Genomic DNA, 25,072 nt, shown 5'->3' on the forward strand with positions numbered 1-25,072 from the left:
TTATCTTGAATATAACTCAACTATTAATTGTTCATTGATTTCAAAATCAATATCTTCTCTATTTGGATTAGATTCTACTTTTCCTTCTAATTTTTCTGTATCAACGCTAACCCATTTAGCTTGATTCCATACTTTATCTTCTGTATATTTAAATACACCATTTCTTCTTGATTTTTCTCTTACAGCGATTACATCACCTTGAGCCAATCTATATGAAGGAATGTCTACTTTGCTTCCATTTACTAAGAAATGTCCATGAGAAATTAATTGTTTAGCTTCATTTCTAGTTTTAGCAAATCCCATTCTATAAACAACATTGTCAAATCTTAATTCTAATAATTGTAAAAGATTTTCACCTGTAATACCTGACATTTTTTCAGCAGTCTTGTATACTTTTCTAAATTGTTTTTCTAAAATTCCATAAACAAATTTAGCTTTTTGTTTTTCTTTTAATTGTAAACCATACTCACTTAATTTGTTTTTACCTTTTCCAGGATTTTTATTTGATTTTTTATTAATTCCTAATACTTGTGGTGCTAAACCTAATGCTCTAGCTCTTTTAAGTACTGGTCCTTTATATCTTGCCATATCTTATAAATCCTCCCCTATACTCTTCTCTTCTTTGGTGGTCTACAACCATTGTGAGGTATTGGAGTAACGTCTTTAATTCTGTTGATTGTTAAACCTACAGTTTGTAAAGCTCTTATTGCTGACTCTCTTCCTGATCCTGGTCCTTTTACAAAAACTTCTACAGATTTTAATCCATGTTCCATAGCTTTTTTAGCTGCTTCTTCAGCTGCTTGTTGTGCAGCAAATGGAGTAGATTTTCTAGAACCTTTGAATCCTAATTGACCAGCTGATGCCCAAGAAATAGCATTACCATTCATATCTGTTAACATAACCATTGTGTTGTTAAATGTTGAATTGATATGAGCTTGGCCTCTTTCTATTTGCTTTCTATCTCTTTTTCTTACACGAGTTTGTTTACCACGTGCATTTTTAGTTGCTTTTGCCAAATTCTACCCCCTATTTTTTCTTACCTTTACGAGTTCTTGAATTATTTTTAGTATTTTGACCTCTAACAGGTAGATTCATTTTATGTCTACGTCCTCTATAGCTGTTAATTTCACGAAGTCTTTTAATATTCATACTAATGTCTCTTCTTAGATCACCTTCAAGTGTGTACTTGTCGATTTGATCTCTAATTGCTGATAATTCGCTTTCTGTAAGATCCTTAACTCTTGTGTCAGGATTTACTCCAGCATCAGATAAAATTTTATTTGATCTTGCTCTACCAATTCCAAAGATATATGTTAAACCAATTTCTACTCTTTTTTCTCTTGGTAAATCAACGCCTGATATTCTTGCCAAAGTCCTGCCTCCTTAACCTTGTTTTTGTTTGTGTTTTGGATTTTCGCAAATTACCATTACTTTACCTTTTCTTCTGATAATTTTACATTTTTCACACATTTTTTTTACTGATGGTCTTACTTTCATAAAATCCCCCTATTTCTTTCTCCAAGTAATTCTTCCCTTGGTTAGATCGTATGGTGACATTTCAACTGTAACCTCGTCCCCTGGAAGAATTCTTATATAATTCATTCTTAATTTTCCTGAAATGTGAGCTTGTATTTCATGTCCGTTTTCAAGTTCTACAATAAATATTGTATTTGGTAAAGCTTCCTTTATCTTACCTGAAACTTCTATTACTTCTTTATTTGACATAGATTAAGCTTCCTCCTGTAATTTCAATTTAATATTTCTTTTAATTAACAAGTCATCTATTTTATCTATAGATTTCAATTTTTCAAAATCTTTAATATTTTGATTTACTATTTGTAAATGTTTTTTATTCTTCTTTTTTGGATTATTGATTTTCTTATCTTTTCCATTAACTAATAGAATATAATCCTCATCTACAAACTCATACACGATATATACTTTTCCTTTGTCACGTCCTTGCTTTGATATACAAAGTTGACCTAAAACAAATTCACATTTATTTTTTTTCGTTAAGCTCATATGAATTACTTCAGAGAATTTTCTATTTCTACATAAACTTCATCAATTTCATTATTTCCGTTGAATTTTTGTAATTTACCAACTTTTTCATAATAATTAATCAATGGTGAAGTTTGTTCTTCATATATTTCTATTCTTTGTCTAGCGGTTTCTTCATTGTCGTCTGGTCTTTGAACTAATTGTGAACCACAAACGTCACATATACCTTCTACCTTTGGTGGAAGATTTGTTACGTGATAAGTAGCTCCACAGTTTTTACATACTCTTCTTCCAGATATTCTTGAAATTAAAACTTCTATATCTGCATCTATATATATAACTTTTGTAAGTTCTTTATTATTTTTTGATAACCATTCGTCTAAAGCTTTTGCTTGATTAATATTTCTAGGATACCCATCTAACATAAATCCTGATTCTGAATTTTCATTAGCTAATCGATCAAAAACTAATTCGTTTGTCAATTCATCAGAAACTAATGATCCTGATGCAATTATTTCTTTAACTTTTAATCCTAATTCTGTTTCTTCTTTGATATTTTTTCTAAAAATATCTCCAGTTGAAATATGTGTGACACCAAATTCATTTATTATTTTTGTAGCTTGGGATCCTTTACCAGCTCCCGGAGGTCCTAATAATATTAATATCATAACTTTCCCCTTATTTATTTAAGAAACCTTTATAATGTCTCATTTGCATCATTGCTTCTAATTGTTTTTCTGTTTCGATAATTACCCCAACAGCGATAATTATTGATGTACCACCTAACATTAATGCAATACCCATGAAATGTCCAAATAATCTTGGTGCAGCAGCAATAATACCTAATCCTAAAGCACCGATTAATGTAATTCTATTTACAATTTTTGCTAAAAAGTCTGTTGTTGGTTTACCAGGTCTAATTCCTGGGATAAATCCACCATTTTGTTGTAAGTTCTTTGAATATTCATATGGGTTAAATTGTATTGAATTATAGAAGTATGCAAATACTATAACAAGTAAAAATTGTACAACAACTAATGTCAATACACTTATAGTTGAATTTGAATTCAGATACTTTTGTACGAAACTTGCAAATCCACCACCAGTTATCAATGCTATTGTTTGAGGTAATGCTAGTAATGATGAAGCAAAAATTACAGGCATAACACCACTCATATTAACCTTAATTGGAATATGTGTTGATGAACCACCGTACATTTTTCTACCAACGACCCTTTTAGCGTATTGTACTGGAATTCTTCTTTCACCTTGTGTTAGTAAAATTACAAATACTACAGATAACAGTGTTATTACTAACAGAATTAAAGCTTTCCACCATACTTTTGAAAATTGTGCTGATAATAATGTACTAATCCATCCGATTATTGAATCTGGTAATCTTGAAATTATTCCTAAGAAAATTATCATAGAGATACCATTTCCAATTCCATGTTCTGTAATCATTTCACCAATCCATACAATAAATTGTGATCCAGCAACTAAAGCTGTAATAACTATTAATTTTGGTAATAATCCTTGTGCAGTAAATACTGTACTAAATATACCTATAACAATACCGTATGCTTGTAAAATAGCTAACACTAATCCTAAAACTTTTGTTATTTTTTGAATTTTCTTTCTACCTTGTTCCCCTTGTTTTGACAATTCTTCTAATTGAGGAATTGCGAATGTTAACAATTGAACAACGATAGATGATGTAATATATGGTCCAACCCCTAAAGCGAATACTGATAAACTTGCTAGTCCACCACCTGTAATTTGGTTAAGTATTCCTAAAATTGAACCAGCTGCTCCAGAATAGATTTGTTTAACAATTTTGATGTCAACAAAAGGTAATGGTAAAACATTACCTAATCTGAATACAACTAACATCAATAATGTAAAAATTAATTTTTTTCTTAAATCTTCAATTTTCCAGGCATTTGCAAATGTTCTAAACATCTTAGATCACCTCTGCCCTTCCCCCTAGAGAATTAATTTTCTCTTCTGCAGATTTTGTAAATTTATGGGATTTAACAACTAGTTTCTTTTCTAGTTCTCCGGAACCTAAAATCTTAATACCGTCTTTTGCTTTTGCTCTTTTTACTAAGCCAGCTTCAAATAATAATTCTGGTGTTATTTCTGTTCCTTCTTCAAATCTATTTAATTGAGATAAGTTAACTTCACCATATTGTTTTGCAAAATTATTTGTAAAACCTCTTTTTGGTAATCTTTGGAATAAAGGCATTTGGCCACCTTCAAATCCTGGTCTTACACCACCACCTGATCTAGCCTTTTGACCTTTTTGTCCACGTCCAGATGTCTTTCCCCATCCTGTAGCGTGTCCACGTCCAACTCTTTTCTTTCTCTTAACTTCTCCACCTGGTGCCGGTCTTAAATCATGTAATTTCATCGTACACCTCCTATTTCACTTCTTTTACTTCAAGCATAAAGTCGATTGACTTAACCATACCTAATATAGCAGGTGTTGCTTCTTTAACTACAGTTTGTCCGATTTTTCTTAAACCTAATGCTTCAACAGTTCTAATATGTTTTTCTAATCTACCGATTTTACTTTTAATAAGTTTAATTTCTAATTTAGCCATTTCATCCTCCTAGTTTAGTATTTCATCAACACTTTTACCACGAAGTTTAGCTACTTCTTCAACTGTCTTGATTGCTTTTAATCCAGCTATTGTTGCATTAACAACACTCTTAGCATTTGATGAACCTAATGATTTAGCACGAATATTTGTTATACCAGCTAATTCACATACGGCACGAACTGGACCACCAGCGATAACTCCAACCCCTTCTTTAGCAGGTTTTAATAGTACTAAACCAGCACCTTTAGAACCGTAAATTTCGTGAGGAATTGTCCCATTAACTACATTAATATTCACAGCATTTTTCTTTGCGTCTTCAACACCTTTTCTAATAGCTTCTGGTACTTCATTTGCTTTTCCCATACCAACGCCAACAGATCCTTTTTTGTTTCCAACAACTACTAAAGCTGAGAATCTCATTGTTCTACCACCTTTAGCTACTTTAGTAACTCTAGCGATATCAACAACTTTTTCTTCATATTCTGATAAGTTTTGTTTTTTATCTTTTCTCATGTTTCCTCCCGACTAAAATTTCAAACCAGCTTCTCTTGCTGATTCTGCTAGTTCTTTTACTTTGCCGTGATATATATAACCTGATCTATCGAATACTACTTCTTCTATACCTTTTTCCAATGCACGTTTAGCAACTAATGTTCCAACTTTTTTAGCTGATTCAATATTTGCTCCTACATTTTCACCTTTTAAATCTTTATCTAATGTTGAAGCACTCACTAAAGTTACTCCATTAACATCATCAATGATTTGAGCATAGATGTTAGCATTACTCTTATACATATTTAGTCTTGGTTTGTCAGGAGTACCACTAAGTTTTTTTCTAACTCTTAAATGTCTAGCTTTTCTATTTTCTTTTTTACTGAATTTTGACATAATCACTCCCTCCTATTTACCAGTCTTACCAACTTTTCTTCTAATGTATTCGTCTGAGTATTTAATACCTTTTCCTTTATATGGTTCTGGTGATCTAAATGCTCTTATTTTTGCTGTGTAATTACCAACTAATTGTTTATCAATTCCACTAACAATAATAACTCTTTCATTAGGTACTTCAGTTGTTATTCCTTCTGGATCTTCTAATATTACAGGATGTGAAAAACCTAAGCTTAAGTTTAACTTATTACCTTGTTTTTGTGCTCTATATCCAGTACCAATTATTTCTAATTGTTTTTTGTATCCTTCAGTTACACCAACAATCATGTTAGCGATTAATGTTCTGTATAATCCGTGTAATGATCTATGTTGTTTTGATTCTGAAGGTCTTTTTACTGTTACTTGATTTTCTTCAAATTCTAATTCGAATCCTCTGCTTACTTCTTGAGTTAAATTTCCTTTAGGACCTTTTACTTCTACTAGTCCATCATTAAATTTAATTTCAACACCAGCAGGGATTTCTATTGGTTTCAATCCAATTCTTGACATATCTTCCTCCTTGTTGAAATACTACCAAACGTAGCAGATTACTTCGCCACCTACATTTTCTTGTCTTGCTTTTTTATCTGTCATCATTCCTTTTGATGTAGAAACTATTGCAGTACCTAAGCCATTTAATACTTGAGGTATATCTTGTGCTGCAACGTATACTCTACGTCCAGGTTTTGAAATTCTTTTTAATCCTGAAATTACTCTTTGTTCATCAACATATTTTAAGTCGATTGTAATAATTCCTTGTTTATCATCTTCAGTTACGTAAAAACCTTTAATATATCCTTCGTCTAATAAGATTTGAGCAAGGTCTTTTTTAATATTAGATGCTGGAACTTCTACTGATTTGTGTTTTGCTAAATTACCGTTTCTAATTCTTGATAGCATATCTGCTATTGGATCAGTCATCATAAGTATATACCTCCCTCTTACCAACTTGATTTTTTCACACCAGGTATTTCACCCTTGTATGCAAGTTCTCTAAAACATATACGACAAATTCCATATTTCTTTAATACTGAATGTGGTCTACCGCATAGACTACATCTTGTGTATTCTCTTGTTGAGAATTTTTGTTTTCTTTGTTGTTTTGCAATCATTGACTTTTTAGCCATATTATCTCCTTACTTACTTCTTAAAGGGCATACCTAATTTTGCTAGTAATGCTCTACCTTCTTCATCAGTTTCAGCAGTAGTTACAACAATTATATCCATACCTCTTATTTGTTCAATTTTATCAAATACGATTTCTGGGAAAATTAATTGTTCTTTAATACCTAAAGCGTAGTTTCCTCTACCATCAAATGATGTTGATGAAACTCCTCTAAAGTCTCTAACTCTAGGTAATGCAATATTAACTAATTTATCAAAAAAATCTTCCATTCTTTGTCCACGTAAAGTTACTTTACAACCGATTGATTGTCCTTCACGTAATTTAAAGTTAGAAATAGATTTTTTAGCTTTTGTAATTACTGGATGTTGTCCTGTAATTGTTCTTAATTCTTCTACAGCTGATTCTAATAGTTTTACATTATCTTTAGCTTCACCTAAACCAATGTTTACTATTATTTTTTCAAGTTTTGGAGCCTGCATAACATTCTTATATTCAAACTCTTTTACTAACGCAGGTAAAACTTCATTTTTATATAATTCTTTTAATCTTGAAGCCATTGTTTCTCCTTCCTACTTGTCTAACTTATTGCCAGATTTTGTTGAAACACGAACTTTCTTTCCATCTACGATTTCAGTTCTTGTTCTAACACCTCTGCCTAATTTTTCATCAAATAATAAAACGTTTGATGCATGAATTGCACCTTCTGTTTCAATAATTCCACCTTGTTGTCCAGCTTGTGTAGGTTTTTTATGTTTAATTTGAACATTAACACCCTCAACAACAACTCTGTTTTTCTTTGGTAATGCTTCTAATACTTTACCAACTTTACCTTTATCTTTACCTTTAATAACTTGTACTTTATCACCAGTCTTAATATGCATTTTAGCCTCCTTATAAAACTTCTGGAGCTAATGATATTATTTTCATAAATCCATTTGCTCTAAGTTCTCTTGTTACAGGTCCAAAAATACGTGTACCAGCTGGGTTTTTATCATCCTTTACGATAACTGCAGCGTTGTCATCAAATTTGATGTATGAACCATCTTCTCTATCGATACCACTTACTGTTCTAACAATAACTGCTTTAACAACTGCACCTTTTTTTACAACTCCACCTGGAGTAGCACTTTTAACTGAACATACTACTACGTCACCAATGTTAGCGTATTTTCTTTTTGATCCGCCTAATACTTTTATAACTAGTAGTTCTTTTGCACCTGAATTATCTGCAACTCTCATACGTGTTTCTGCTTGAATCATTCAAATTCTCCTTTCCAGAAATAAAAGTTATTTAGCTTGTTCTAATACTTCAACAAGTCTAAATCTTTTTGTCTTTGATAAAGGTCTTGTTTCCATTAATAGAACTTTGTCGCCTATATTAGCAACATTATTTTCGTCATGTGCTTTTACTTTTTTACTTCTTGTTACAAATTTCTTATAAATTGGATGCTTAACAGACTTTGATACTTCTACTGAAATAGTCTTATCCATTTTATCAGATACTACTAAACCGATAATGGTTCTTCTATTATTTCTTTCCATATTAAGCCTCCTTATTTAAGTTTAATTTTCTTTCTGTTATGATTGTTTTTACTCTTGCTATATCTTGTTTAATTTTTCCGATTGAACTCATACTTTCAATTTGTCCTGTAGCTGCTTGGAATCTTAAGTTAAATAACTCTTCTTTTAAGCTAAGTAATTTATTATTAAGTTCTTTATCAGATAATTTTCTTATTTCTGTAGCTTTCATTATTTATTTCCCTCGCTTTCTTCAGAACTTGCACGAGTAACAAATTTTGTTTTGATAGGCAATTTAGCACTTGCAAGTCTCATAGCTTCTCTAGCTACATCTTCTGCAACTCCACCCATTTCAAACATAATTCTACCTGGTTTAACTACTGCTACCCAATATTCAGGAGCACCTTTACCAGAACCCATTCTTACTTCTGCAGGTTTTTTTGTAACTGGTTTATCTGGAAATATCTTAATCCAGATATTACCACCTCTTTTAATATATCTTGTCATAGCTCTTCTGGCTGCTTCAATTTGATTTGAAGTTATCCAGTGTGGTTCTAATGCTTGTAGACCATAATCACCATATGCAAGTTGGTTACCTCTTTGAGCGTTACCTTTCATTCTGCCTCTATGAACTCTACGACGCTTTACTCTTTTAGGCATTAGCATAATTTATCCTCCTTCTACCAATTAAAAATAATTGGAGCGTAAATTCTCTTATCTATTGTTCTTTTCTCTTCTATTTCTATTTTTAGAATTTCTGTTGTTATTTTTTGAATTTTGTGGTTTAACTTCTTCTACAGCTTTTTGTCCTGGTAAGATTTCACCTTTGTAAATCCAAACTTTAACACCTAATTTTCCGTATGTTGTGTCAGCTTCTGCAAATCCGTATTCGATATCAGCTCTTAAAGTTTGTAGAGGAATATTACCTTCTGAATATCCTTCTGTTCTAGCCATATCTGCTCCACCTAATCTACCAGAAACTTGAGTTTTAATACCTTTTGCTCCTGATTTCATTGTTGTTTGGATTGCTTGTTTCATAGCTCTTCTGAATGTAATTCTTCTTTCTAAATCACTTGCAATTTTTTCTGCTTGTAATTGAGCATTAACACCAGTATTTTTTACTTCTTCAACATTAACAATAACTTGTTTACCTGTCATTTTTTCTAAAGCTACTTTTAAATCTTCTACTCCAGCTCCACCTTTACCGATAATCATACCTGGTTTAGCTGTGTAAACTGTAACTTTAACTTTATTTAATGTTCTTTCAATATCAACTTTAGAAACTCCTGATTGATATTGTTCTTTTTTTACATATTTTCTAATCTTATTATCTTCTGCTAATAATTTTCCGAAATCTTTTTTATCTGCAAACCATTTGGAATTCCAATCTTTAATAATCCCAACTCTCATACCATGTGGATTAACTTTTTGACCCATACATTCCTCCTATTCTTCTTCTCTTACAACAACACCAATATGTGATGTTCTTTTAAGTATTGGATAAGCTGAACCTTTTGCTTTAGGTCTAATTCTCTTCATGGTTGGACCATCATTTGCCCAAGCTTTTTCTACAACTAATAAATCTCTGTTTAGATTGTGGTTGTTTTCAGCATTAGCAATAGCTGATAATAATACTTTTTCTAATAATTTAGCACCTTTTTTTGGTGTAAATCTTAAAATATTTAATGCTTCATCAACATTTTTACCAACTATTTCTCTACAGATAAAATGTACTTTTAATGGTGAAATACGTACGTATTTTGCTTCTGATCTTACTTCCATTCTATCCCCCCTATTTCTTAACTTTACTTGTTTTATCGTTTTTTTCATGTCCTCTATATGTTCTTGTTGGTACAAATTCACCTAACTTGTGTCCTACCATGTCTTCTGTTACATATACTGGAACGTGTTTTCTTCCGTCATGTATAGCTATTGTATGGCCAACAAATTCTGGAAATATTGTTGATCTTCTTGACCATGTTTTAATAACTTTTTTATCATTTGCTTCATTTAAAGCTTCCACTTTTTTCATTAAGTGGTCATCACAAAATGGTCCCTTTTTTAGAGATCTACCCATTCTTTACCTCCTGGATCTATTTACCTTTTCTTCTTCTTATGATATCTTTATTAGATTGTTTCTTTAAGTCTCTTGTCTTAACTCCACGAGATTTCTTACCCCATGGTGTCATTGGTTGTGGTCTACCTACTGGTGTTCTACCTTCACCACCACCGTGTGGGTGATCTACAGGGTTCATAGCAGATCCTCTTACGTGAGGTCTTTTACCCATGTATCTTGACTTACCAGCTTTACCTAAAACAACTAATTCATGTTCCAAGTTACCAACTTGTCCAATTGTTGCCTTACATCTAATGTCAACTCTTCTTATTTCTCCGGAAGGTAATCTTACAATACCATATTTTCCCTCTTTACCAGCTAATTGAGCTTCTGCTCCAGCTGTTCTTGCCATTTGTCCACCTTTACCTGGTTTTAATTCAATATTGTGGATTGTTGTACCTACTGGGATATCTTTTAATTGTTTTGCATTACCTACAATAATATCTGCTTTTTCACCAGCTTCAACTGTTGCTCCAACTTTTAATCCTTTAGGAGCTAAGATATATCTTTTTTCACCATCAATATAGTGGATTAAAGCTATATTAGCTGTTCTATTTGGATCATATTCTATAGAAGCTACTTTTCCTGGTATATTTTCTTTATCTCTCTTGAAGTCTATAATTCTATATTTTCTTTTATTTCCGCCACCTCTAAATCTTGAAGTAGTTCTACCTAAGTTATTTCTACCACCTGATTTTTTTAGTGGAGCTGTCAATGATTTTTCTGGTGCTTTCTTTGTAATTTCATCATAAGATAACACTGACATTGAACGAAGCCCAGCAGAAGTTGGTTTATATTTTTTTATAGCCATTTCATCCCCCTATCTTACATATTTTCAAAGAATTCAATTGTTTTTGAATCTTCTTTTAATGTAACTATTGCTTTTTTCCAGTCAGATTTTTTACCTACTTTGTTACCATATCTTGTAGTTTTTCCTAACATATTAATTGTGTTAACTTTTTCTACTTTAACACCATCAAAAATCTTTTCAACTGCTTCTTTAATTTCTGACTTATTTGCTTTTTTACTTACTTTAAATACATATTTCTTTTCTTCCATTAAATCCATAGATCTTTCACTTACTACTGGAGTTAATATAATATCAAAAGGTGATTTCATTATGCGAATACCTCCTCTGCTTTTTTAACAGCAGCTTCTGTAATGATTAATGAATTATGTCTAATTAAATCATATACATTCATGTTGTTTACTACTACAACTTCAACACCAGGAACATTTCTAAATGATTTATATACATTTTCATTAGCTTCAGCTACAACAACGTATGCTGTTTTATCTGCTTTTATTGCTTCTAATATTGTTTTAGCATTTTTTGTGCTAATTTCATTTAAGTTTAATTCGTTTAATACGATAATTTCATCTTCAACAACTTTTGAAGTTAATAAAGATTTTAATGCTAATCTTCTAACTTTTTTTGGTACTGAGTATGAATAATCTCTTGGTTTTGGTGCGAATACAATACCACCACCTCTCCATTGAGGAGATCTTATAGAACCTTGTCTTGCTCTACCTGTACCTTTTTGTCTCCAAGGTTTTTTACCACCACCGCTTACTTCAGCACGAGTTTTAGCTGATTGTGTGCCTTGTCTTTTATTTGCTAATTGATTTTTAACTACTTCATAAACAACGTGTTCATTCATTTCAACACCAAATAAAGATTCTGGTAATTCAATATTTCCAACGTTATTTCCTTTTATATCTAATACATTAACATTAGCCATAAACTATCTCCTTCCTATTTTGATGCTTTTCTAGCTTCTTGAACAGTTACTAGTCCACCCTTAGGTCCTGGGATAGCACCTTTAATAAGTAGTAGATTTCTTTCAAGATCTACTTTAACTATTTCTAGATTTTGTACTGTAACTCTATCGTGACCCATTTTACCTGAGCCTTTTCTACCTTTAAACACTCTAGCTGGATCAGAACCTGCTGATCTTGCGCCTGCAACTCTATGTGATTTTGAACCGTGAGCTTCAGGACCTCTACTGTAGTTATGTCTCTTGATTGAACCTTGTGTTCCTTTACCTTTTGAGGTACCGATTACATCTACGATTTCATTATCACTGAAAACATCTACTTTTATCTCTTGTCCTAGAGTATATTCATCAGTATTTTCTACTAAGAATTCTCTTAAGTATCTCTTTAATTCAACATTAGCTTTTGCAAAATGTCCTCTCATTGGTTGGTTTGAATGTTTTTCTTTTCTTTCTTTGAAACCAACTTGAATTGCCTTGTAACCGTCATTTTCTTCTGTTTTAATTTGAGTAACAACTACAGGGCCAGCTTCAACCACTGTAACCGGTGTAACACGACCATTTTCGTCAAAAATTTGTGTCATACCAAGTTTTCTTCCTAATAAACCTTTCATTTTTTCCCCTTTCTTACAGTGGATTATGCTTTTAGCACAATCATACTAAGTTTTATAGCTTAATTTCGATATCTACACCAGCTGGTAGATTTAATTTTTTAAGAGCGTCTAATGTTTTACCATTTGGGTTGACAATATCGATTAATCTCTTATGTGTTCTTTGTTCAAATTGTTCTCTTGAATCTTTGTACTTATGAGTAGCTCTGATTATTGTTACCTTTTCAATTTCTGTAGGTAATGGAATAGGACCTGATACGTCCGCACCACTTCTCTTACATGCATCTACGATCTTTGCTGCTGATGAATCAATAACATCATGATCGTAAGCTCTTAATCTAATTCTTATTTTTTGTTTAGCCATTTTTCCTCCTATATTCTTGATAGCCATACTCTCTTCCGGGTGTACTAACCGTTTTCATTAAAAAAAGCGAAGCTATCTCGCTCAAATTTTTATTTGAACTAACTCAGTGCGAATTCCCTCGAACCGCTTAGAAGCAGCGTTTCAAGCAACCTCTCACTTCTTTGCTAAAATTAGTACCTAAATATAATACTAAAAATAATATTTTTTATCAAGTAAAATACTAAAATATTAACTTTTAGATAATAAATGTTAATATTTTTTAATATATTAGAAATATGTAATATTTTCTTTATTAAAGGCATTATAAATAAATTAATATTAAATTATAGATTTTTTACATTTCTATATTTTTCAATTCTGAGTTACGGAATACCTTCATTTGAATATATCTTAAAAATCTACACCATTCTTTCTTCTATTTTTCAATTTTGATAGGACCATAATTGCCCCAAATCACAAAAAACAGTCCATTCCTTATTCCATTTCTCAATTTTGATAGGACCATAATTCCCCAAAAGCACAAAAAACAGTCCATTCCTTATTCCATTTCTCAATTTTGATAGGACCATAATTGCCCTAAAGAACAAAAAACAGTCCATTCCTTATTCCATTTCTCAATTTTGATAGGACCATAATTGCCCTAAAGAACAAAAAACAGTCCATTTCTTATTCCATTTCTCAATTTTGATAGGGTATTCTCTGGTTAAAATCTCATAAATTTACCCATTCTTTTTTCTATTTTTCGATTTTGATAGGGATACTATAGTTTAAACTAATATAATAATAAAGTTTGCTTATCCACCTCCTCAAATCTACAAAATAAGAAATAGATGCATATGCAAACTTTTATTTTTATCTATTTAATTTATTTTCAGTATTAGCAACTATAACCGAACATGTAATATCTCCAGTTACATTTACTACCGTTCTCATCATATCAAGAGGTCTGTCAATACCCGCAACTAAGGCAATTCCTTCAACCGGTAAACCTACACTTTGTAGAACCATAGCTAACATTATCATTCCTGCTCCTGGCACCCCAGCAGTACCAATTGATGCCAATGTAGCTGACAAAACTATTATAAGCTGTTGACCTAATGTTAAATCAACCCCAAAAACTTTAGCAATAAATATAGCACACACGCCTTGATAAATCGCTGTACCATCCATATTTATAGTTGATCCTAAAGGTAATACAAATGAAGATACAGATTTTGATACTCCTAATTTTTCAGATACATTCATTGATACAGGCAATGTTCCAGAGCTTGATGATGTTGAAAAAGCTGTTAAAATTGCAGGCATAACATTCTTAAAAAATTTTATAGGATTTAATTTTCCGATAAATTTAATCGACATTCCGTAAACTAAAATAATATGTACGATTGAAACAAAATATACTACTAATATCAATCTTAATAATGAACCTATTACAGCAGATCCATTTGTCGCTATAGCAGGTACAATTAAAGCAAATACTCCTATCGGAGCTAAATTCATAATCCATGAAATGATTTTATACATTGCATTTGCAATGGTTTCAAATATTCCAAATACCTCTTTTCCTTTTTCTCCAGATTCTAAAAGTGCTATTCCTAATATAATTGCAAATGTAATTGTTTGTAACATATTACCATCTACCAATGATTTAACAGGATTTGACGGTATAATATTTATAATCGTTTGAGAAATTGTTGGAGCTTCTTTAACTACAACATCTGATTTTTTTACCATATCAGAACTCATTGAAAATCCTGCCGAAACATCAAGTAAATTCGACAAAAATAATCCAAGCATTACCGCAAACGCAGTTGTAAACATAAAAAATATAATAGTTTTTAGTCCAAATCTTCCCAATTGCTTAATATTATTTAAGGATCCAATCCCTACCAATAAAGAACAAAAAACCAGCGGAATAACTACCATTTTTATTAATGCTAAAAACGCATCCCCAAACGGCTTGATATATGTAATCGCTATTTTAGAATGATCCGTCATAACAATACCGACTAAAACACCTAAAACTAATGCTATTAGAATTTTTATAGGTAAACTCAACCTTTTTTCTTCTTTTTTCATTTTCTTCTCCTTGTTAAATTTTAAATATATTACCACTTTTAATGTTATATGTAAAATATTTTAAAAATAATTGACAAATAACGAAAATTATAATATATTATATAAGTATTCAATAAATTTATGTGGTGAGTATGGCCAAGTGGCAAGGCACAGGGTTGTGGCTCCTGGTATCGTGGGTTCGAATCCCATTACTCACCCCATGCGGGTGTGGCGGAATTGGCAGACGCGCTAGACTTAGGATCTAGTATCTTCGGATGTGGGGGTTCGACTCCTCTCACCCGCACCATACAATTATATATTTATCGCAAAAAGAGATAGAGTAGTCTATCTCTTTTTGCATGGCATAATAATAAAATTCTTTATCTTTATAGTATAATAACAAAATTCTTTATCTTTATAGTATAATAATAAAATTCATGTAAATAATCAGATTTTATTATATACTGGTAAAATTCATTAACAAAAATCATGTAAAATACCTATATATTTCCTATATAGGTAAATCAATTTTTTATTTTCATACAATATTATTAAAACAAAAAATTACATGTAAAAAATAATCTTTTTCAGAGAATTTTTACATGTAATTTTAATACATCATATAATTTACAGGTTATTTAAGATAAAATCTTAAAACCGATTAAAACGCAGGTACTACAGCACCTTTAAAGTTCTTTTCAATATATTCTTTTACTCCTTTTGATTGAAACGCTTTTAATAACTTCTTGATTATTTCTTTGTTTTTATCGGATTCTTTTACAGCAATTATGTTTGAATATTTACTTTCTGAACCTTCTATTACCAAACCATCTTTAACTGGGTTTAATCCCGCTTGTATTGCATAATTAGAGTTAATTACAGCACCATCTTTTTCTTTATAAGCCTTAGGTATTAATGCTGCATCAACAGGGGTAAATTTAATATTTTTCTTATTTTCAACAATATCTTGCTCTGTTACTAAATTTCCAGTACCTTCTTTAAGTTTGATTAATCCATTTTTTTCCAGTAGGAATAATGCTCTTGAACCATTTGAAGCGTCTGCAGGAATTAATATTTCAGCTCCATCTTTAAAATCATTTATGTTTTTTACTGAAGATGAATATAAAGCTATAGGTTCAACGTGAACCGGACCAATGCTTACTAATTTTGTATTTTTTTCTTTATTAAATGTTTCTAAATATGGTAAATGTTGGAAGAAATTAGCATCTAATGAACCATCATTTAATGCTAAATTAGGTTGTACATAGTCATCAAAAACTTTAATTTCTAATTCAATTCCATCTTCTTTTAATAATTTTTGAGCAATTTTGGATATTTCTTCATGAGGAACTGGACTAACACCTATTTTTATCTTTTTAGTCGAATCTATATCCTTTGCTTTTGTCCCACATCCTACTAATAAAATAGCAAAAACTAATAATAAGCTTAGTAATTTTTTTTTCATAATTTTCTCCTATATTTTTTATATTTTATTTAATTTTCTTGATAAATAAGTTCCAAAATATTGAATAAGTTGAACTAAAATAATTATTGTTATAACGGCTAAAAACAAATAATCAGCCTTAAAATTGTATAAACCAAATCTAATTGCCATTTGTCCTAATCCTCCACCACCAAGAGATCCAGCCATCGCCGAATAACCAATTAGATTGATAACGGTAATTGTAATATCATTGACTATGAATGGTAATGATTCCGGGATTAAAACCTTAAAAATAATTTCTGATATTTTACTTCCCATAGATTTCGCTGCTTCAATAATTCCCTTATCTACTTTTAAGAATGAAGCCTCTATAAGCCTTGCAATAAATGGAAATGAAGCAAATGTTAAAGGTACCAATGACCCTGTTGTTCCAATACTTTCTCCAAATATCAATAAACTTAGTGGCATTAAAATTATCATAAGTATTACAAATGGTACAGATCTTAATATATTAATTATGATATCTAGTACTCTATATACTATAAAATTAGGTTTTAAGCCGTCTTTTCTAGTAATGTATAAAGTGATAGATATTGGAGTTCCGATTAAAAATGCTAAAAGCATTGATATAGAAACCATAAATACCGTTTCTCTTATAGAATCTAATAAAATTTTAATCATTTTTTTCCTCCACGACTACACCAAAGGATTGAAAAATCTCTATAGCTTTATTTATATTATTTTCACTACCTATTAATTCTACTTCTAAAAATCCTACAGTATTTTCACTTAATCTATTAATCTTTCCAGCTAATATACTAACATCTACATTGGTAAGTTTTATTACTTCACTTACTATAGCTTTTTTTGTAATATTGTGATTAAAATTTAAAACAACGTATTTTGAATGTTGATTTTTTCCACTGTGATCAATTGTATTTTTATCTTCATAAGTATTTCCCCTAATAAAGCTTTTAGTTATAGAATGCTTTGGATTAATAAATAATTCTTCCGTTGTATTTTCTTCTATTATCCTTCCATTTTCCATTACAGCGATTCTATCACATATTTCTCTACAAACTTCCATTTGATGAGTAATCAATATAATAGTTAAATTAAATTTTTTAACCGCTTTTTTTAATAAATCAAGTATCATTTTTGTATTTGCCGGATCCAAAGCAGATGTTGATTCATCGGATAGTAAAATTTTAGGATTTACAGCCAATGCTCTAGCAATTGCCACTCTTTGTTTTTGTCCACCGGATAAATTTGAAGGATAATCATTTTTCTTTGATTGTAAATCAACAAAGCTTAGCAATTCATCAACTCTTTTTTCTATTTCATCTTTAGAATATCCAGCTATTTCTAAAGGATACGAGATGTTTTTATAAACAGTTTTTTGATTAAATAAATTAAAAGATTGAAATATCATGGACATTTCTTTTCTTATTTTATTTAACTCTTTTTCTGATTTACCAATAATTTCCTCATCTTCAATTTTAATCGATCCACTATCGGGTTTTTGTAATCCATTAATGCATCTAATAAGTGTTGATTTACCAGCTCCACTAAGTCCGATTATCCCAAAGATTTCTCCTTTTGAAACCTTGAAACTTACATCATCACAAGCCTTAAAAATGCTGTCCCCATTATTAAATGTAACATTTAAATTTTTTAGTTCAATCATATCATTCTCCATTTTCTTTTGTGCACTAAAGAAATAATAAATACCTAGAAATCTTAAAGTTAATATAAAAAAGTCCCTATATGCCTAAGCATATAAGGACGCCCATAAACGTGTTACCACCTTATTTTGAAATAGCTTCACAACTATTTCCTCATTAGTAGCGCATTCACTACTATCTTTTGATAACGGGAAGAACCCCGGATACATCTAAAGTTTCCATTCGACATATCAAACTCCAAGACCATGTTCGTAAATATGTTTTTTAGCTCTCTCAGCGAACGAGCTTTCTCTGTAAAAAATTAATATTTACTACTCTTCTTTTCTTTGTCAGTATTTATAAGTCATATTATATAATATTACATTTCATTTGTCAAATTTTTATGATTATCTACTATACTTGATATTGTATTCATTAGCATTTCAATTGCAATTACATTTTTACCACCATATGGAATGATTATATCAGCATATTTTTTAGAAGGTTCAATAAATGTGTCGTGCATGATTTTTACAGTATCTCTGTATTGAGTAATTACTGATTCTAAAGTTCTACCTCTTTCAATAACATCTCTTTGGATTCTTCTTAAAATTCTTTCATCCGCATCTGCTTCTACAAAAACTTTAATATCCATCATATCCCTTAATTCTTTATTTTCAAGGATTAAGATACCTTCTACTACAATTACAGGCTTTGGCTTTACCAAAACTACCTCATCAGATCTATTATGAATTGAATAGTCATAAACAGGACGATATATTTCTTCTCCGTTTTTTAATTTTTTTACATCTTCTATAAGACGATCAGTATCAAAAGCACTTGGATGATCATAATTAAGGTCTGCTCTTTGATCGAAACTTAAATCATTGTGAGCTTTATAATAAAAATCATGTCCTAATACTACCAAATCATTTTCATATTTTTTTCTTAATTTATCAACTATTGTAGTCTTTCCAGAAGCTGAGCCTCCACAAACACCTATTATTGTAACATTTTCCATAATTCCTCTAATTTTTTAAAATTTCTACTTCTTCTTCAGATAATTCTCTATATTCACCAGGATCTAAATTCTTATCTAATTCTATGTTCCCCATAGATATTCTTTTTAGATATAAAACCTCTTTACCACAGGATTTTAACATCCTCTTTACTTGATGATACTTACCTTCTTTAATGTAAACATAGCATTCAAAATCAGAAATTATTTCTAATTTTGCCGGCATTGTAAGATATTGTTCTTTTTCTAAATAAATTCCAGTTTTAAATTTTTCAATATCTTCTTCACTTAAAACATTATCAACTTTTGCATAATATTTTTTGTCAACCTTCTTTTTAGGTGATAAAAGCTCATGTGCTAACTTGCCATCATTTGTTAATAAAAGCAATCCTTCAGTATCTTTATCAAGTCTTCCAACTGGAAATATTTCTTTATTTTGATATTGTTCATCTAAAATATCAAGTACCGTATCGTTATAATCTCTTGTAGCAGATATATATCCTTGGGGTTTATTCATCATTAAATAAATGTATTTCTTATATATGATTTCTTGATTTTTAAATTTGATTTTATCAGTATTTTCATCAACTTGTTGAGTTGGTTTCAAAACAACTTTATCATTAACCAAAATCAACCCATTTTTTATATATTGTTTTACTTCTTTTCTTGTTCCAATACCTGTGTTAGATAGGTATTTATCTATTCTCATAATTTATCCCATTAATTTTTTTTCATTGCTTTTGAAATTTTTTTATAAACTAAAAATGTAACTATAGCATTTAATGTACCTTTTACTATATTAAATGGTAATACAGAAAGAATCATTAAATCATAATAATTTGTTACAATATTATATGATTTTGGTACAAATTTTACAAATCCATCTACTGGTATATGAAAAACCTTAGCATAAATAGGAAATATCACAAAATAGTTTGATAATGTAGCTACTACACTCATCCCAATTATCCCAATTATTAACCCTAAAATCGCTGTATATTTAGTCTTTTTATGACTATAGATTAAAGATGAGATAACGACAAATGTACTTCCAACTATAATATTTGATAATTCTCCTACATAAGCTGTAGTTGTACCATTTAACATTAAATTTATTAAATTTTTCAATACTACAGTTATAACCCCTGATACTGAACCTAATATAAATCCACTAACAAGTGTTGCCACATCACTAAAATCTACCGTCATAAATGGTGGTGCTATTGGTATAGGAAACTTAAATAACATAAGCACTCCCGCCATAGCCGCAAAAATCGACATTTTCACCATATTACTGATTGAAAAAACATCAACCTTCTTGTTAACTGCTTCCATAAAATCCTCCCTAAATATCTTTTTTAGGGCAATTTAAAAAATTAATTGCCCCGATACTTCGGGGCATTCAAAAACATAATTAATAACAGTATTTAAAATACCGCAAATCAATATATCTTCTTCCATCCAGACTATACTGTCGGTATCGGAGTTTCACCGATTCAGCTTGCGCTCGCGGACTTTACCGCCGGTAGGGAATTTCACCCTGCCCTGAAGATCTATACTTATATGTTACCATTATTGTATATTATTATCAAATTATTTTTCTACCCATACAGAAACTGATCCAGCTGAAACATAAAAATCAGCATTTCCATTTTCATCAATTGTTATTTCAGCATCGTTATTTCCTAGTCTATCAACATAAACTTTTCCAGCCTGATCTTGTCCTACATGCATGTTTAATGTTTTTTCTGTTGAGTTTGAAATTAATACAGCCATTCTTCCTGGATGATGTTCATCACCATATCTTACAAAACCAATAGTATTTCCATCTTGTAAATAAAGTTTTTGTTCTCCATATGCATAATTTTTTCTAAGATCTAATAAAATATCCAATTTTTCTTTCATTCCTGCATATTCAGAACCATCCGCTATACCATAAATATCGCCATAAAATACACATGGATATCCATGTTCTCTTAAAAGAATTAATGCATAGGCTATTTCTCTAAACCAGTTATCTACCCAAGATTGTAGAGATTGTCCTAATTGAGAGTCATGATTATCCACAAATGTTACTGAATTCATCTTTCTTTTACTTTCTACAGAATCGTCAAATAACCATCTTAAATCATATCCTTCTCCAGACACTGATGCTTCATGCAATTTATAATGGAGTGTAACATCAAATAAATCAACATTTTGATCTGTTGAGTCAATAAAATTAGTCAAACTATCTATATTATTTTCCCAATATTCTCCAACAAAATAGAAATCATTTTTTATTTCACTTAAGATATAATTTGTAAACTCTCTTATAAAATTACTATCAATGTGTTTTAAAGCATCATATCTTATACCATCTATTTTTGTTTCATTTACAAACCATTTTACCCAATTAAATAATTCATTTCTTACATCAGGATTAAAATGATCAATATCTGCAAACATTAAATAATCATAATTTCCTTTTTCACCAGATACACTTTGATTCCAATCTCTATTTTCCCAAATAATCTTAAAAATTCCATTTTCACCAGTTTTAGCATCATAATCTACACCATTAAAATGTTGGAATCCCCATTTAAAATCGCTATATTTTCCATTTCTACCAGGAAATGTAAATTTAGTCCATCCTTCTATATCTTTAGCTTCTTCAATCTCTTCTAATCTATTATTTTCGTTAACTTTTACTGCCTTAAAAACTTCAGTTTCATCCGCACCAGCTTTATGGTTCAATACAAAGTCAGCATATATTTGAATGTCTAATTCATGTGCTTTATTAATTAAATTTAGTAATTCTTGCTTTGTACCATATTTTGTACGCACAGTTCCCTTTTGATCAAATTCTCCTAAATCATAAAGATCATAAACTCCATACCCTACATCATTACTTCCAGTACCTTTTGTAACTGGTGGCAACCAAATTGCTGTAAATCCTTTTTCTTTTAGGTATTCCAATTGTTCCATTAGTCTGACAAAATGCTTACCATCTTCTGGCAAATACCACTCAAAACCTTGTAACATTAAACCATTCATAATTATCCCCCTTAATTTTAAATTTTATAAATATTTTATATTATACCCATTATAATATATTTAAATAATTTTTTCTCACAATATGCTATAATTTTGTAGAGAGAGGTTAGAATGAGAAGAACTACAATTTTTTTAATGATAATAACTTTGTTATCAAAATTAACAGGACTAATTAGAGAACAAGCTTTTGCGTATTTTTTAGGTACCAGCAATATAATGGATGCTTATAGCACAGCATCTACGATCCCTTTTATTTTATTTGGATCAATTTTAACATCCTTAGTAGCTGGTTATATCCCTATTTATACCGAAATAAAGACAAAACATGGAGAAAATAAAGCTAAACTATTTACTTCAAATTTACTTAACATTATAATGCTTATTTCAACTGTATTTATTGCAATCATTATATTAATAGCTCCTATTCTTGTATCAATATTCGCTCCAGCTTACGCAGGAGAAAAAAGGGAAATAAGTATACAATTCACAAGAATATTTGCTTTTTCATTATATCCAACTATGATTTCAGCTATTTTCATTGCATTTTTACAAATGAAAAATAGATTTATAATTTCTGAAACTCCAGGTATAATAATGAACTTTTTCCATGTAATAACTTTAATTATCTCTGTAAAATTAAAAAATTATTATATAATTGCTTACGGAATATTAATAACTGAATTTTTAAAATATTTTTTATTCCCATCAGCAATTAAATCTGAATACTATTCTCATAAAATAGTTTTAGATTTTAAGGATAAATACATTTACAAATTAATAAAGTTTGCTATTCCACTTCTGATTTCAATATCAGCAATGGATTTATTGACCATAACCGATCAATCATTAGCTTCTATTATAATGCCTACCGGGGGTGTTTCATCAATTAAATATGGAAATCTAATTTACCAATTGATTTCTGGAGTTATAATAGTTTCAATTACAACGTCCATTTACCCATCAATGAGTAAACTTGCAAGTGAAAATAGAATTAAGGAAATGAAAAAAACTATGATGAGTGGTTTAACAGCAGCATACATACTTATAATTCCTTCCATGATTGGAATTATGATATTATCTAAACCTTTGGTAAAAATATTACTTGAAAGAGGTGTATTTAATCAAAACTCAACTGCAATAATTTCAGGCGTGCTATTTTTCTACACTCCTACAATTTTAGGATTTTCAATAAAACAAATAATAAATAGAGGCTTTTATTCTCTTCAAAACACTAAAATCCCTATTTATGCAACACTTATACAAGTTTCATTAAATATAACTCTTGATGTAATCCTTTCATATTTTTGGGGACTAAATGGATTAGCCATAGCTACCGCTATCGCTTCAATATCAGCAGCAAGTTATGAAATATATTCATTCAGAAAGCATTACGGAAGTATAGAATTTATGCAATTCTTACACAAAATAACTAAAATAGCAATAATAAGTTCTATTATGGGAATATTTACACTATTGATTTATAATTTATTACAAACAACAAGCTATATTTTAGCTTTAATTTCTTCAATAATAATATCTATTTTTGTGTTTATGATTTTAATTATATTTGCAAGAATACCTGAAGTAATGAATTTAGTAAATAAATTATATCATAGATTTATTAAACAAAAGGTTAAAAAAAATGATTAAAAAGATATTTAATGCAGATTGGAAAAGTATATGGTTAATATTAAAGGATATGTCAAAAAGATCAGGTAGAACTAAACTTGATTTATTTATCGACATGTATAAGTCATACAAAAATGATGGAAATACATGGATTACATACTACAGTAGCAACTTCGATAGAGTTAAGGATAAAGAAATTAGGGATAGTTACTTAACACTTTATAAAGATAATAGTAAAATTTATAAAATGTTTATTAATGAAGATTCTTACAAATATCTAACAAATAAAGATGACTTTGTTGAAGAATACAAAGATTTTTTAGGCAGAGATTTTATTAATATTAAAAAATCTAATATGAATAATTTTAAGGACTTCTTAAAAAAAAATGAAATCATATTTGCTAAAGATCCATATTCTTGTGGAGGAAAGGGCGTAGAAAGAATTCTTTCTAACAAAATTACTAATACAGAAAAATTATTTAATAGACTATTAAGTGAAAATAAATACTTAATTGAAGAAGGCATCACTCAACATAAGGATATGAACAAATTATCCTTAAACTCAATAAATACCATTCGTACAGGAACAGTAATAAATGAAAAAGGTGAAGTTAGTGTAATTTACATGGTTTTAAGGGTATCTCAAACTGATAGCTACCTAGATAACGGAAGTCTTGGAGGATACTGGACATTACTATCAGAGGATGGAGTCATCGATAAACCACTATATACAAACGTTCCTTTAGAATCAATAATTACTAAAAATAAATTAACAGGATTTGATTACACGGGATTCCAAATACCCATGATAAAAGAATTAAAAGAACTAGCAATTAAAGCTGCTAGTTTACACAAAGAGCTAAGATATATTGGGTGGGACATTGCCATATCAGAAGATGGTCCATTAATTATAGAGGCAAATGAATTTCCGGGCCCCGATTTATTCCAAACATATATCCATATGAAAGATGGAAAAGGATTTGTCAAAGTATTTGAAGACAAAATGGGAATTAAACTTAGATAGAATGGAAAAACAGGATTAGAAATCAGGAGATTTCTGATCCTGTTTTTTTATAAATATAACAGAGCATTGAAATTTTTTTGAAACTGTGTCTTTGGTTTTATATAACTAAAATCAAGAAAAGTAAATTTAATAAATTTTATATAATAATTAAGTTG

General features: G+C 30.0%; 39 protein-coding genes, 2 tRNA genes, 1 riboswitch and 1 other annotated feature. Of the genes, 4 read left to right on the forward strand and 37 right to left on the reverse strand.

What is annotated here, in order from left to right:
• The 30 genes from rpsD to ABGF48_RS01650 form a co-directional block, all read right to left on the reverse strand.
• Complete coding sequence (rpsD, locus tag ABGF48_RS01505; RefSeq protein ID WP_408104600.1) at positions 1-588, reverse strand: 30S ribosomal protein S4; 588 nt, start codon at positions 586-588, stop codon at positions 1-3.
• A gap of 17 nt (positions 589-605) precedes the next feature.
• Entirely contained in the window at positions 606-1,016 is a 411-nt protein-coding gene (gene rpsK, locus ABGF48_RS01510; protein ID WP_408104601.1) for a 30S ribosomal protein S11, read from the reverse strand.
• Between the two features lie 10 nt (positions 1,017-1,026).
• A complete protein-coding gene (gene rpsM, locus ABGF48_RS01515) occupies positions 1,027-1,371 on the reverse strand; it encodes a 30S ribosomal protein S13 (RefSeq protein ID WP_408104602.1) in 345 nt (114 codons plus the stop codon).
• Between the two features lie 12 nt (positions 1,372-1,383).
• Positions 1,384-1,497, reverse strand: coding sequence for a 50S ribosomal protein L36 (gene rpmJ / locus ABGF48_RS01520; protein WP_005398614.1), 114 nt, complete (start codon positions 1,495-1,497; stop codon positions 1,384-1,386).
• Positions 1,498-1,506: 9 nt separating this feature from the next.
• Entirely contained in the window at positions 1,507-1,725 is a 219-nt protein-coding gene (gene infA / locus ABGF48_RS01525) for a translation initiation factor IF-1 (protein WP_134711522.1), read from the reverse strand.
• 3 nt (positions 1,726-1,728) lie between these two features.
• Complete coding sequence (locus ABGF48_RS01530; protein WP_408104603.1) at positions 1,729-2,022, reverse strand: hypothetical protein; 294 nt, start codon at positions 2,020-2,022, stop codon at positions 1,729-1,731.
• Between the two features lie 5 nt (positions 2,023-2,027).
• Entirely contained in the window at positions 2,028-2,669 is a 642-nt protein-coding gene (locus ABGF48_RS01535) for an adenylate kinase (RefSeq protein WP_408104604.1), read from the reverse strand.
• A 10-nt stretch (positions 2,670-2,679) separates the two neighbouring features.
• On the reverse strand, positions 2,680-3,963 hold the full coding sequence (gene secY, locus ABGF48_RS01540; protein WP_408104605.1) for a preprotein translocase subunit SecY: 1,284 nt from the start codon (positions 3,961-3,963) through the stop codon (positions 2,680-2,682).
• A gap of 1 nt (position 3,964) precedes the next feature.
• Positions 3,965-4,414 carry a 50S ribosomal protein L15 gene (gene rplO / locus ABGF48_RS01545; RefSeq protein ID WP_408104606.1) on the reverse strand — a complete coding sequence of 150 codons (450 nt, stop codon included), beginning with the start codon at positions 4,412-4,414 and terminating at the stop codon, positions 3,965-3,967.
• 10 nt (positions 4,415-4,424) lie between these two features.
• Positions 4,425-4,607 (reverse strand): 50S ribosomal protein L30, encoded by a 183-nt coding sequence (rpmD, locus tag ABGF48_RS01550; RefSeq protein ID WP_134743865.1) that lies wholly within the window; start codon positions 4,605-4,607, stop codon positions 4,425-4,427.
• 9 nt (positions 4,608-4,616) lie between these two features.
• Complete coding sequence (gene rpsE / locus ABGF48_RS01555) at positions 4,617-5,120, reverse strand: 30S ribosomal protein S5 (RefSeq protein ID WP_408104607.1); 504 nt, start codon at positions 5,118-5,120, stop codon at positions 4,617-4,619.
• Positions 5,121-5,132: 12 nt separating this feature from the next.
• Positions 5,133-5,495, reverse strand: coding sequence for a 50S ribosomal protein L18 (gene rplR / locus ABGF48_RS01560; RefSeq protein WP_456264606.1), 363 nt, complete (start codon positions 5,493-5,495; stop codon positions 5,133-5,135).
• A 12-nt stretch (positions 5,496-5,507) separates the two neighbouring features.
• Positions 5,508-6,044: a 50S ribosomal protein L6 gene (gene rplF / locus ABGF48_RS01565; RefSeq protein ID WP_408104608.1), complete on the reverse strand. Its 537-nt coding sequence runs from the start codon at positions 6,042-6,044 to the stop codon at positions 5,508-5,510.
• A 21-nt stretch (positions 6,045-6,065) separates the two neighbouring features.
• Positions 6,066-6,458, reverse strand: a complete 393-nt coding sequence (rpsH, locus tag ABGF48_RS01570; protein ID WP_134711530.1) for a 30S ribosomal protein S8 — start codon at positions 6,456-6,458, stop codon at positions 6,066-6,068.
• 17 nt (positions 6,459-6,475) lie between these two features.
• On the reverse strand, positions 6,476-6,661 hold the full coding sequence (locus tag ABGF48_RS01575; protein WP_005398628.1) for a type Z 30S ribosomal protein S14: 186 nt from the start codon (positions 6,659-6,661) through the stop codon (positions 6,476-6,478).
• A gap of 13 nt (positions 6,662-6,674) precedes the next feature.
• Positions 6,675-7,217, reverse strand: a complete 543-nt coding sequence (gene rplE, locus ABGF48_RS01580; RefSeq protein WP_408104609.1) for a 50S ribosomal protein L5 — start codon at positions 7,215-7,217, stop codon at positions 6,675-6,677.
• A 12-nt stretch (positions 7,218-7,229) separates the two neighbouring features.
• Complete coding sequence (gene rplX, locus ABGF48_RS01585; RefSeq protein WP_134711532.1) at positions 7,230-7,541, reverse strand: 50S ribosomal protein L24; 312 nt, start codon at positions 7,539-7,541, stop codon at positions 7,230-7,232.
• A 10-nt stretch (positions 7,542-7,551) separates the two neighbouring features.
• Positions 7,552-7,920 (reverse strand): 50S ribosomal protein L14, encoded by a 369-nt coding sequence (gene rplN, locus ABGF48_RS01590; protein ID WP_134711533.1) that lies wholly within the window; start codon positions 7,918-7,920, stop codon positions 7,552-7,554.
• A 27-nt stretch (positions 7,921-7,947) separates the two neighbouring features.
• A complete protein-coding gene (gene rpsQ, locus ABGF48_RS01595) occupies positions 7,948-8,202 on the reverse strand; it encodes a 30S ribosomal protein S17 (RefSeq protein ID WP_134711534.1) in 255 nt (84 codons plus the stop codon).
• Position 8,203: 1 nt separating this feature from the next.
• Positions 8,204-8,410 (reverse strand): 50S ribosomal protein L29, encoded by a 207-nt coding sequence (rpmC, locus tag ABGF48_RS01600; RefSeq protein WP_134711535.1) that lies wholly within the window; start codon positions 8,408-8,410, stop codon positions 8,204-8,206.
• A complete protein-coding gene (rplP, locus tag ABGF48_RS01605; protein WP_408104610.1) occupies positions 8,410-8,844 on the reverse strand; it encodes a 50S ribosomal protein L16 in 435 nt (144 codons plus the stop codon). The genes rpmC and rplP overlap by 1 nt, the downstream gene beginning before the upstream one ends.
• 48 nt (positions 8,845-8,892) lie before the next feature.
• Positions 8,893-9,615, reverse strand: a complete 723-nt coding sequence (gene rpsC / locus ABGF48_RS01610; RefSeq protein ID WP_408104611.1) for a 30S ribosomal protein S3 — start codon at positions 9,613-9,615, stop codon at positions 8,893-8,895.
• Between the two features lie 9 nt (positions 9,616-9,624).
• Positions 9,625-9,960 (reverse strand): 50S ribosomal protein L22, encoded by a 336-nt coding sequence (rplV, locus tag ABGF48_RS01615; RefSeq protein ID WP_408104612.1) that lies wholly within the window; start codon positions 9,958-9,960, stop codon positions 9,625-9,627.
• 10 nt (positions 9,961-9,970) lie between these two features.
• Positions 9,971-10,255: a 30S ribosomal protein S19 gene (gene rpsS / locus ABGF48_RS01620; protein WP_134711539.1), complete on the reverse strand. Its 285-nt coding sequence runs from the start codon at positions 10,253-10,255 to the stop codon at positions 9,971-9,973.
• Between the two features lie 16 nt (positions 10,256-10,271).
• Positions 10,272-11,105, reverse strand: a complete 834-nt coding sequence (rplB, locus tag ABGF48_RS01625) for a 50S ribosomal protein L2 (protein ID WP_408104613.1) — start codon at positions 11,103-11,105, stop codon at positions 10,272-10,274.
• Positions 11,106-11,119: 14 nt separating this feature from the next.
• Positions 11,120-11,413 carry a 50S ribosomal protein L23 gene (gene rplW / locus ABGF48_RS01630; protein ID WP_408104614.1) on the reverse strand — a complete coding sequence of 98 codons (294 nt, stop codon included), beginning with the start codon at positions 11,411-11,413 and terminating at the stop codon, positions 11,120-11,122.
• Positions 11,413-12,036 carry a 50S ribosomal protein L4 gene (rplD, locus tag ABGF48_RS01635; protein ID WP_408104615.1) on the reverse strand — a complete coding sequence of 208 codons (624 nt, stop codon included), beginning with the start codon at positions 12,034-12,036 and terminating at the stop codon, positions 11,413-11,415. Before rplD ends, rplW begins: the two co-directional genes overlap by 1 nt.
• A gap of 14 nt (positions 12,037-12,050) precedes the next feature.
• Positions 12,051-12,683: a 50S ribosomal protein L3 gene (rplC, locus tag ABGF48_RS01640; protein ID WP_408104616.1), complete on the reverse strand. Its 633-nt coding sequence runs from the start codon at positions 12,681-12,683 to the stop codon at positions 12,051-12,053.
• Positions 12,684-12,735: 52 nt separating this feature from the next.
• A complete protein-coding gene (gene rpsJ, locus ABGF48_RS01645) occupies positions 12,736-13,044 on the reverse strand; it encodes a 30S ribosomal protein S10 (protein WP_134711543.1) in 309 nt (102 codons plus the stop codon).
• Between the two features lie 852 nt (positions 13,045-13,896).
• Positions 13,897-15,123 (reverse strand): dicarboxylate/amino acid:cation symporter, encoded by a 1,227-nt coding sequence (locus tag ABGF48_RS01650; protein ID WP_408104617.1) that lies wholly within the window; start codon positions 15,121-15,123, stop codon positions 13,897-13,899.
• Between the two features lie 125 nt (positions 15,124-15,248).
• Here ABGF48_RS01650 and ABGF48_RS01655 point away from each other — a divergent pair.
• Positions 15,249-15,323: transfer RNA gene (locus ABGF48_RS01655), tRNA-His, on the forward strand.
• 1 nt (position 15,324) lies between these two features.
• Positions 15,325-15,409 (forward strand) — tRNA-Leu (locus tag ABGF48_RS01660).
• Between the two features lie 354 nt (positions 15,410-15,763).
• On the opposite strand, the gene ABGF48_RS01665 is transcribed toward ABGF48_RS01660, so the two are convergent.
• From ABGF48_RS01665 to ABGF48_RS01695, 7 genes are all read right to left on the reverse strand, one after another.
• Complete coding sequence (locus tag ABGF48_RS01665; RefSeq protein ID WP_408104618.1) at positions 15,764-16,567, reverse strand: MetQ/NlpA family ABC transporter substrate-binding protein; 804 nt, start codon at positions 16,565-16,567, stop codon at positions 15,764-15,766.
• Positions 16,568-16,585: 18 nt separating this feature from the next.
• Entirely contained in the window at positions 16,586-17,227 is a 642-nt protein-coding gene (locus ABGF48_RS01670) for a methionine ABC transporter permease (protein WP_408104619.1), read from the reverse strand.
• Positions 17,220-18,233 carry a methionine ABC transporter ATP-binding protein gene (locus ABGF48_RS01675; protein ID WP_408104620.1) on the reverse strand — a complete coding sequence of 338 codons (1,014 nt, stop codon included), beginning with the start codon at positions 18,231-18,233 and terminating at the stop codon, positions 17,220-17,222. Before ABGF48_RS01675 ends, ABGF48_RS01670 begins: the two co-directional genes overlap by 8 nt.
• A gap of 91 nt (positions 18,234-18,324) precedes the next feature.
• Positions 18,325-18,567, reverse strand: a binding site (T-box leader).
• Between the two features lie 22 nt (positions 18,568-18,589).
• Positions 18,590-19,231: a uridine kinase gene (gene udk / locus ABGF48_RS01680; RefSeq protein WP_408104621.1), complete on the reverse strand. Its 642-nt coding sequence runs from the start codon at positions 19,229-19,231 to the stop codon at positions 18,590-18,592.
• A gap of 7 nt (positions 19,232-19,238) precedes the next feature.
• Complete coding sequence (locus ABGF48_RS01685) at positions 19,239-19,937, reverse strand: pseudouridine synthase (protein ID WP_408104622.1); 699 nt, start codon at positions 19,935-19,937, stop codon at positions 19,239-19,241.
• A gap of 11 nt (positions 19,938-19,948) precedes the next feature.
• The gene (locus ABGF48_RS01690; RefSeq protein ID WP_408104623.1) at positions 19,949-20,563 is read right to left on the reverse strand and encodes an ECF transporter S component; all 615 of its coding nucleotides are present in this window, start codon (positions 20,561-20,563) and stop codon (positions 19,949-19,951) included.
• A 110-nt stretch (positions 20,564-20,673) separates the two neighbouring features.
• Positions 20,674-20,785: riboswitch (FMN riboswitch) on the reverse strand.
• Positions 20,786-20,821: 36 nt separating this feature from the next.
• Positions 20,822-22,264 (reverse strand): alpha-amylase, encoded by a 1,443-nt coding sequence (locus ABGF48_RS01695; protein ID WP_408104624.1) that lies wholly within the window; start codon positions 22,262-22,264, stop codon positions 20,822-20,824.
• A gap of 111 nt (positions 22,265-22,375) precedes the next feature.
• Between ABGF48_RS01695 and murJ the strand changes: the two genes are divergently transcribed.
• Positions 22,376-23,914 carry a murein biosynthesis integral membrane protein MurJ gene (murJ, locus tag ABGF48_RS01700; RefSeq protein WP_408104625.1) on the forward strand — a complete coding sequence of 513 codons (1,539 nt, stop codon included), beginning with the start codon at positions 22,376-22,378 and terminating at the stop codon, positions 23,912-23,914.
• Entirely contained in the window at positions 23,907-24,917 is a 1,011-nt protein-coding gene (locus ABGF48_RS01705; RefSeq protein WP_408104626.1) for a sugar-transfer associated ATP-grasp domain-containing protein, read from the forward strand. The genes murJ and ABGF48_RS01705 overlap by 8 nt, the downstream gene beginning before the upstream one ends.
• Positions 24,918-25,072: the final 155 nt, after the last annotated feature.

This window comes from Helcococcus bovis (genome assembly GCF_046035835.1).
GTDB classification, from domain to species: domain Bacteria; phylum Bacillota; class Clostridia; order Tissierellales; family Peptoniphilaceae; genus Helcococcus; species Helcococcus bovis.